Origin of the sequence: Streptomyces sp. CBMA156 (assembly GCF_014596515.1) — a bacterium.
GTDB lineage: Bacteria > Actinomycetota > Actinomycetes > Streptomycetales > Streptomycetaceae > Kitasatospora.
Map to the genome: position 1 here is coordinate 1 of NZ_MSJQ01000083.1, position 8,433 is coordinate 8,433.

Sequence of the window (8,433 nt, forward strand, 5' to 3'; positions counted from 1 at the left end):
GATGCCGCTGGACTCCGCCCACAGGCCCCAGGCCAGCGAGGCGCCGGCCAGGCCGCGGGCCCGCCGGTGCGCGGCCAGCGCGTCCAGGAAGCCGTTCGCCGCCGCGTAGTTGCCCTGTCCGGGCGGGCCGAGCACCGCCGCGACGGAGGAGAACAGCACGAACATCGCGAGGTCGCGGTCGGCGGTCAGCTCGTGCAGGTGGAGCGCGGCGTCCGCCTTCGGGCGCAGCACGGTGGCGAGCTGTTCGGTGGTGAGGGCGGTGACGACGCCGTCGTCGACCACGCCCGCGGTGTGCACGACGCCGGTCAGCGGGTGCTCGGCGGGGATCTGCGCGAGCAGCGCGGCCAGCGCGTCCCGGTCGGCTGCGTCGCAGGCCGCGACGGTCGCCTCGGCGCCCAACTCCGTGAGCTGCTCGACCAGTTCGGCCGCGCCGGGGCTGTCGGCGCCGCGCCGGCTGAGCAGCAGCAGGTGCCGCACGCCGCGTTCGGTGACCAGGTGGCGGGCCAGCAGCCCGCCCAGGGTGCCGGTGCCGCCGGTGATCAGCACGGTGCCCTCGGGGTCGAGCGGCGCCGGGACGGTGACCACGTTCTTGCCGACGTGCCTGGCCTGGCTCATGAAGCGGAACACCCGGACGGCTTCGCGCACGTCCCAGGCGGTGACCGGCAGCATGGTCAGCGCGCCCGCGTCGAACAGGGCGACGATCTCCGCGGTGATCTCGCGCACCCGTTCCGGGCCCGCCTCGGCGGGGTTGAACGCCCGGTACCGCGCGCCCCGGTAGTCGGCGGCGACCCGCTCGGCGTCGCGCAGGTCGGCCTTGCCCATGTCGGCGAAGCGCCCGCCGTCGGCGAGCAGCCGCAGCGAGGCGTCGACGAACTCGCCGGCCAGCGAGTTGAGCACCACGTCCACGCCCCAGCCGCCGGTGGCGGCGCGGAACGACTCCTCGAAGCCGAGGTCGCGGGAGGAGCCGAGGTGGGCGTCGTCCAGTCCGGCGGCACGCAGCACGTCCCACTTGCCGGGACTGGCCGTGCCGTACACCTCCAGGCCCAGATGGCGAGCGAGCTGGACGGCGGCCATGCCCACGCCGCCGGCCGCCGCGTGCACCAGCACCGACTCCCCCGGCCTGGCGGCGGCCACGTCCACCAGACCGTAGTAGGCGGTGGTGAACGCCACCGGTACGGCGGCCGCCTGGGCGAAGGTCCAGTGGGCCGGCATCCGGGCCAGCAGCCGGCGGTCGGTGACGGCCCGGTTGGCGAAGCCGCCGCCGTCGAAGTGGCCGAACACCCGGTCCCCGGCGGCCAGGTCGGTGACCTCGGCGCCGACCTCCAGGACGACACCCGCGGCCTCCGCTCCCATCACCGCGTGGTCGGGGTACATCCCGAGGGTGATCAGGACGTCTCGGAAGTTGACGCCGGCCGCGCGGACGGCCACCCGGACCTGTCCGGCGCCCAGCGGGGCGTCGGCCTCGGGGACGGGCACCAGGGCGAGGTTCTCCAGGGTGCCCTGGGCGGTGACGTCCAGGCGCCAGGCACCGGCCCCGTCGGGGACGGCGAGGACCTCGGCGGCGCTCTGCCGGGCGATCCTGGGCACCCGGGCCCCGCCCTCGCGCAGCGCGAGCTGCGGCTCGTCGTCGACGGTGGCCCAGGCCTGCCAGTCGGCGTCCCCGCCGGCCGGGTCGCGGTCCAGCAGCAGCACCCGGCCCGGGTGCTCGGACTGCGCCGAGCGCAGCAGGCCCCACACCGCGGCGCCGGCCAGGTCGGTGACCGGCTGCCCGGGGGCGGCCGGGACCGCACCGCGGGTGACGACCACCAGCCGGGCCGCGGCGAAGCGTTCGGCGTCGAGGAACTCCTGGACGGCGCCCAGGACTTCGGTGGTGGTCCGGCGCACGGCCGGGGCCCCGGCCGGAGCGGGCGGCACGCTCAGCACGACCACCGGCGGCTCGGTGCCGGCCTCGACGGCGTCGAGGTCCCGCCAGGCCGAGGTGTCGGGCCGGGCCGGGGCCTGCCGCGGCAGCGGGGACCAGTCGACGGTGAACAGGGCGTCGTGGACGGCGCGTTCACCGGCCCGCCGGACGGAGTCGGCGGCGAGTTCGCGCAGGGTCAGCGACGCGATGCCGACCACCGGCGCGCCGGCCGGGTCGGCGGCGTGCAGGGCGATCCCGTCCGGACCGGCCGTCAGCGCCACCCGGAGCGCGGTGGCCCCGGCGGCCTGGAGACCGACGCCCTCGAAGGAGAACGGCAGCCGGGTGCCGGTGCCGGGCTCGGCGGTGAGCGAGACGGCGTGCAGGGCGGAGTCCAGCAGGGCGGGGTGCACCCCGTAGCCGTCGGCCGGGACGTCCGACGGCAGCGCGACCTCGGCGTAGACGGTGGCGCCGTCGCGCCAGGCCGCACGCAGCCCCCGGAAGGCGGGGCCGTAGCCGAAGCCGACCGTGGTCAGCGCCGCGTAGAAGCCCTCGACCTCGACCGGCTCGGCCCCGGCGGGCGCGGCCCCGTCCGGTGCGGCGGCCGGCGGCGGTGCCGTCCCGGCGGCCGCCAGCAGCGTGAAGATCGGCCAGAGCGCCACCGTGGACTTCGCCGACAAGACCTCCAAGGTCGCCACCAAGCTGGAGATCACCGTCACCGGCGTCGAGGTCGGCTCGGTGCAGGACTTCACCGCCGCCAAGATCAGCATCGTCGGCCTGGAAGGCCGCACCCCGATGTACGTCAGCTACACCGTCAAGAACCTCGGGGACGCCGGCCTCTCCTTCACCGCCCCGGACTCGAAGTTCGTCGTCTTCGACACCACCGGCAAGAAGGGCCTCAACGTCATGACCGCCGCCACCCCACTGCCCAAGTGCACCGGCGCGAAGTTCCAGGGCGTCGCCAAGGGCACCGAGGTCAAGGGCTGCACCATCGTCTCCACCACCGGGAACACCCCGGCCGCGGTCGGCTACACCGACCTGGCCGACCCGCTGAAGCTCCAGGCCTCCTGGACGAAGTGACGCCCCGTCACCACTGAGCACGCGAACGGCCCCCGCCACCTCGACAGGCGGCGGGGGCCGTTCGGCACGGAACACTCAGTGCTCCTCGTCGTCCTCGCTCTCGATGGCGGCCTGCCGGCTGCTGGAGAGCGCCTCGAAGGCGAGGAACTCGGCCTCGGCCGCGTCGCGGCCCTTCTGCTTCTCGCGGCGGCGGTCGACGGCCGGACGCGGGCTGTCCATGCGGTGGTCCTCACCGCGACGGCCGAGCATCTCGGCACCGGCGGCCATGGTCGGCTCCCAGTCGAAGACGACGGCGTTCTCGTCCGGGCCGATGATGACGGTGTCGCCCTCCTTCGCCCCGACCTTCCACAGCTTCTCCTCGACACCGAGGCGGGCCAGCCGGTCGGCGAGGTAGCCGACGGCCTCGTCGTTGCTGAAGTCGGTCTGCCGGACCCAGCGCTCCGGCTTGGTGCCGCGGATGTGGTAGGCGCCGTCCTCCTCGGTGATGGTGAAGCCCTCGTCGTCGACGGCCTTGGGCCGCAGCACGATCCGGGTGGACTCCTCGACCGGCTTGGCGGCGCGCGCCTCGGAGACGATCCCGGCCACCGCGAAGCTCAGCTCGCGCAGGCCCTTGCGGGAGGCGGCGGAGACCTCGAACACCCGGTAGCCGCGCTCCTCCAGGGAGGTGCGGGTCAGGTCGGCGATGTCCTGGCCGTCCGGGACGTCCACCTTGTTGAGCGCGACCAGGCGCGGGCGGTCTTCCAGGCCGCCGTACTCGGCGAGCTCGGCCTCGATCGTCTCCAGGTCGCTCAGCGGGTCGCGGCCGGGCTCCAGGGTGGCGCAGTCCAGCACGTGCACCAGCACCGAACAGCGCTCGACGTGCCGCAGGAACTCCAGGCCCAGGCCGCGGCCCTGGCTGGCGCCCGGGATCAGGCCGGGCACGTCGGCGATGGTGTAGACGGTCTCGCCCGCGGTGACCACGCCGAGGTTGGGGATCAGCGTGGTGAACGGGTAGTCCGCGATCTTCGGCTTGGCGGCGGAGAGCACCGAGATCAGCGAGGACTTGCCCGCGCTCGGGTAGCCCACCAGCGCCACGTCGGCGACGGACTTGAGCTCCATGACGATGTCGCCGGCCTCGCCGGGCTCGCCGAGCAGCGCGAAGCCGGGCGCCTTGCGGCGGGCCGAGGACAGCGCGGCGTTGCCGAGGCCGCCGCGGCCGCCCTGGGCGGCGACGAAGCTGGTGCCGTGCCCGACCAGGTCGGCCAGCACGTTGCCCTGGCGGTCCAGCACCACGGTGCCGTCCGGCACCAGCAGGACGAGGTCCTCGCCGATCGCGCCGGTGCGGTTGCCGCCCGCACCCGGCTTGCCGTTGGTGGCCTTGCGCTTGGGCGAGTGGTGGTACTCCAGCAGGGTGGTGACCTGCGCGTCCACGGTGAGGATGACGCTGCCGCCCTCACCGCCGTTGCCGCCGTCCGGGCCGCCGAGCGGCTTGAACTTCTCGCGGTGCACGGAGGCGCAGCCGTGGCCCCCGTTACCCGCGGCGACGTGAAGTTCGACGCGGTCCACGAAGGTGGTCATGGGTGTGCCTCCAGTGCGCGAGAGTCTGCATTGCTGCCTGAGTAAAACGTGAAGGGTGGACCGGAGAATTCCGGCCCACCCTTCACTGTGGGTCTTCTCAGACCCGGTGAGTCTTCTCAGACCCGGGAGTCCGCGGGGACTCAGGCCTCGACGGCCACGATGTTGACGACCTTGCGGCCGCGACGGTTGCCGAACTGCACCGCACCGGCGGTCAGCGCGAACAGGGTGTCGTCGCCACCGCGGCCGACACCGGCACCCGGGTGGAAGTGGGTGCCGCGCTGGCGGACGATGATCTCGCCGGCGGAGACGACCTGGCCACCGAAGCGCTTCACGCCGAGGCGCTGGGCGTTCGAGTCACGGCCGTTACGAGTAGAGCTTGCGCCCTTCTTGTGTGCCATTTTCCGCTATCCCCTTACTTGCTGACCGAGTCGATGCTGGTGATGCGCACCGCGGTGTGCTGCTGACGGTGACCCTGACGGCGGCGGTAGCCGGTCTTGTTCTTGTAGCGCAGGATGATGATCTTGTCACCCTTGGTCTGGTCGACCACCTCGGCGTGAGCCTTCACGCCGGCCAGGACCCACGGGTCGGAGGTGACAGCGTCACCGTCGACGACGAGGAGGGTCGAGAGCTCGACCGAGTCACCCGGCTTGGCCTCGATACGGTCGATCTCCAGCACGTCGCCGACGGCGACCTTGTGCTGGCGGCCGCCTGCGCGAACGATCGCGTACATGCGGTACCTGCTTTCCTTGCTCGGTCGGAACCCCCGACGCCAGCCACCTGGGTACGGACACAGGAGCCTCTCCCCGGCTCTCCGCGCGAACGCGGCGACCTCGGGAAGGTGATGTGCTCGGGAGCATGGCGTAGACACGCCGATGGTCAAGAATACGGACCGGCCGCCCGGGGGGCAAACCGGCCCGTACGGCCCGGGGCGGGATCACTCCCGCCCCGGGCGTGGGCACTACTCGGCCGCCGTATCACCCTCGGCGGCCGCGGCCTTCTTGGCCGCCGCGCTCGTCCGCTTGGTGGCGGTCTTGCGGGCGGTGGTCTTCTTGGCCACCGTGGTGGTCTTCTTGGCGGCCGTCTTCTTCGCGGCGGTCTTCCGGGCGGCCCGCTTCTTCGGCGCCGGCGCCTCCTCGGCCGGAGCCTCGGTGACGGCCTCGGCGGCCTCGGGGGCCTCCTCGACGACCGCGGCCTCGACGGCCACGACCGGCTCGCCCGGCGCCTCGGCGACGGCCTCGGCAGCGGCTTCCGCGGCAGCCGGGGCGGCGGCCTCCAGGGCCGCCTCCAGCGCCGCCTCGGCCTTGGCCTGGAGCACCACGATCTCGGCGGTGTCCGGGGACCCTGCCGGAGCGGTCGCCTTGCGCACCGCCCGGCGGCGCGGACGGCCCGCCGGAGCGGCCACCGGGGCCTCGACGACCGGAGCCGTGACGACGGCCTCCTCGGCCGCGGCCTCGACGCCGGGGACCTCCAGGGCCAGCTGGCCCTCGATCTCCTCGCGCACCGGCTCGGCCGGCTCGGCGACGGCCTCGGTCACCGGCTCGGCCACCGCGGCCTCGACGGCCGGCAGCTCCTCGTGGGCCGCGCCGCCCTTGCCCCGGCGACGGCGCTTGCCGCCGGCCGAACCGGCCTCGCCCACCGACACGGGGGCGTGGACGTGGGCGCTCGGCTGCTCCATGTGGACGATCACACCGCGGCCGTTGCAGTGCACGCACGGCTCGGAGAAGGACTCCAGCAGGCCCTGGCCGACCCGCTTGCGGGTCATCTGGACCAGACCCAGCGAGGTGACCTCCGCCACCTGGTGCTTGGTCCGGTCCCGGCCCAGGCACTCCAGCAGACGGCGCAGTACCAGGTCGCGGTTGGACTCCAGCACCATGTCGATGAAGTCGATCACGATGATGCCGCCGAGGTCGCGCAGCCGCAGCTGGCGCACGATCTCCTCGGCCGCCTCGATGTTGTTCCGGGTGACCGTCTCCTCCAGGTTGCCGCCCTGGCCGACGAACTTCCCGGTGTTGACGTCGATGACGACCATCGCCTCGGTGCGGTCGATCACCAGCGAACCGCCGCTGGGCAGCCAGACCTTGCGGTCCAGCGCCTTCATCAGCTGCTCGTCGATCCGGTAGGTGGCGAACACGTCCACCTCGGAGGTCCACCGCTGGAGCCGCTCGGCGAGGTCGGGCGCCACGTTGGAGACGTACTCGTGGATGGTCTTCCACGCCTCGTCGCCGGAGACGATGACCTTGGTGAAGTCCTCGTTGAAGATGTCGCGGACGACCCGGACGGTCATGTCCGGCTCGCCGTACAGCAGCGCCGGGGCGTTGCCGGTCGCGGCCTTCTTCTGGATGTCCTCCCACTGCTGCTGGAGGCGCTGGACGTCCCGGGTCAGCTCCTCCTCGGAGGCGCCCTCGGCGGCGGTGCGCACGATGACGCCCGCGTCGTCCGGGACGATCTTCTTGAGGATCTGCTTCAGGCGCGCGCGCTCGTTCTCGGGGAGCTTGCGCGAGATGCCGGTCATCGAGCCCTCGGGCACGTACACCAGGTAGCGGCCGGGCAGCGAGATCTGGCTGGTCAGGCGGGCGCCCTTGTGGCCGATCGGGTCCTTGGAGACCTGCACCAGCACGGACTGGCCGGACTTCAGCACCGACTCGATCCGGCGCGGGCCGCCGTGGCCGCCCAGCGCGCCGAAGTTGACCTCACCGGCGTACAGCACCGCGTTGCGGCCCTTGCCGATGTCGACGAAGGCGGCCTCCATCGACGGCAGCACGTTCTGGACCTTGCCCAGGTAGACGTTGCCGACGTACGAGGTGGCTTGCTCCTTGTTGACGTAGTGCTCGACCAGCACGCCGTCCTCGAGGACACCGATCTGGGTCCGCTGGCCGCTCTGGCGCACCACCATGACGCGCTCGACCGACTCGCGGCGGGCCAGGAACTCGGCCTCGGTGATGATCGGCACCCGGCGGCGGCCCAGCTCGCGGCCCTCGCGGCGGCGCTGCTTCTTCGCCTCCAGACGGGTCGAGCCCTTGATGGACTGCACCTCGTCCGGGTCGAAGGACGGCTCGGTGGAACGGCGGCGCGGCTCGCGCACCTTCACCACCGTGCGGACGCCGTCCTCGGTGGTCTCGGCGGTCTCGACCGCACCGGTCTCACCGCTGCGGCGGCGACGGCGACGGCGACGGCGCGACGAGGACAGGCCGGCGGCCAGCTCGTCGTCGTCCTCGTCCTCGTCCTCGACGGCCTCGGCCGGCTGCTCGGCGGCGGGCTGCTCGGTCTCGACGGCCTCGGCGGCCTCGAACTCCTCGGCCTCGCCACGACGGCGACGGCGACCGCCCCGGCGGCGACGGCGCGACGGACGGCCGTCCTCCTCCCACTCGCCCTCGGTCTCGGGACCGGCGACGGGGGCCTCCACGACAGGGGCCTCGACAGCGGGGACGGGGGCGGGGGCGGGGGCCTCGACGACGGGCGCGGCAACCGGCGCGGCGGCCTGTGCCTTGGCCTGCGCCCTCGCCTGGGCCTTCGTCTGGGCGGCCGACTTGCGACGGGTCGGCTCGACCCGGGTGCGGACCCGGCGGCGGCGGCCGACACCGCTGTACTCGAACTCGTCCTCCTCGCGCCCGGCCGCGGCCGGGGCCTCGACCTGAGCCGGGGCGGCGGCGGGCTGCTGCAGTGCGGACGGCGTGGAAGGTGCGGACACCGCGGAGGCCGCGGACGGCGCGGACGACGCGACGAAGGGGGCCGGCTCCTGGAACACGGGGGCCTGGAACACCGCGGTGGCCGGGCGGACCGCGCGGCGGCGCACCCGGTGGGGCGGCGCGGCGTAGGGGTGGGGGGGGGGGGGGGTGGTCGGGGGGGGCGTGGGGGGGAGGGGGGGGGCGGGGGGCGGCTCGGGGGAGTGGGGGTGGGGG

Annotated in this window: 6 protein-coding genes; 1 reads left to right on the top strand and 5 read right to left on the bottom strand. The window is 73.9% G+C overall.

What is annotated here, in order from left to right; genetic code table 11:
* Positions 1 to 2,577: SDR family NAD(P)-dependent oxidoreductase (locus BU198_RS06940; protein WP_223244042.1), on the bottom strand; the 2,577-nt coding region annotated here is incomplete at its 3' end.
* Between BU198_RS06940 and BU198_RS06945 the strand changes: the two genes are divergently transcribed.
* Positions 2,561 to 2,977, top strand: coding sequence for a hypothetical protein (locus BU198_RS06945; RefSeq protein ID WP_188295974.1), 417 nt, complete (start codon positions 2,561 to 2,563; stop codon positions 2,975 to 2,977). The genes BU198_RS06940 and BU198_RS06945 overlap by 17 nt on opposite strands.
* A gap of 75 nt (positions 2,978 to 3,052) precedes the next feature.
* On the opposite strand, the gene obgE is transcribed toward BU198_RS06945, so the two are convergent.
* The 4 genes from obgE to BU198_RS06965 all read right to left on the bottom strand — a co-directional run.
* Positions 3,053 to 4,534: a GTPase ObgE gene (obgE, locus tag BU198_RS06950; protein ID WP_188295971.1), complete on the bottom strand. Its 1,482-nt coding sequence runs from the start codon at positions 4,532 to 4,534 to the stop codon at positions 3,053 to 3,055.
* Positions 4,535 to 4,674: 140 nt separating this feature from the next.
* A complete protein-coding gene (gene rpmA / locus BU198_RS06955) occupies positions 4,675 to 4,932 on the bottom strand; it encodes a 50S ribosomal protein L27 (protein WP_030233756.1) in 258 nt (85 codons plus the stop codon).
* A gap of 14 nt (positions 4,933 to 4,946) precedes the next feature.
* Positions 4,947 to 5,264: a 50S ribosomal protein L21 gene (gene rplU / locus BU198_RS06960; protein WP_188295972.1), complete on the bottom strand. Its 318-nt coding sequence runs from the start codon at positions 5,262 to 5,264 to the stop codon at positions 4,947 to 4,949.
* Between the two features lie 228 nt (positions 5,265 to 5,492).
* Positions 5,493 to 8,433, bottom strand: a 2,941-nt coding sequence (locus BU198_RS06965) for an Rne/Rng family ribonuclease (RefSeq protein WP_188295973.1), incomplete at its 5' end; no start/stop codon positions are given.

Excerpts from the sequence above, each read along its gene's own strand:
- obgE (WP_188295971.1), bottom strand. The coding sequence starts at position 4,534 with ATGACCACCTTCGTGGACCGCGTCGAACTTCACGTCGCCGCGGGTAAC.
- rpmA (WP_030233756.1), bottom strand. The coding sequence starts at position 4,932 with ATGGCACACAAGAAGGGCGCAAGCTCTACTCGTAACGGCCGTGACTCG.
- rplU (WP_188295972.1), bottom strand. The coding sequence starts at position 5,264 with ATGTACGCGATCGTTCGCGCAGGCGGCCGCCAGCACAAGGTCGCCGTC.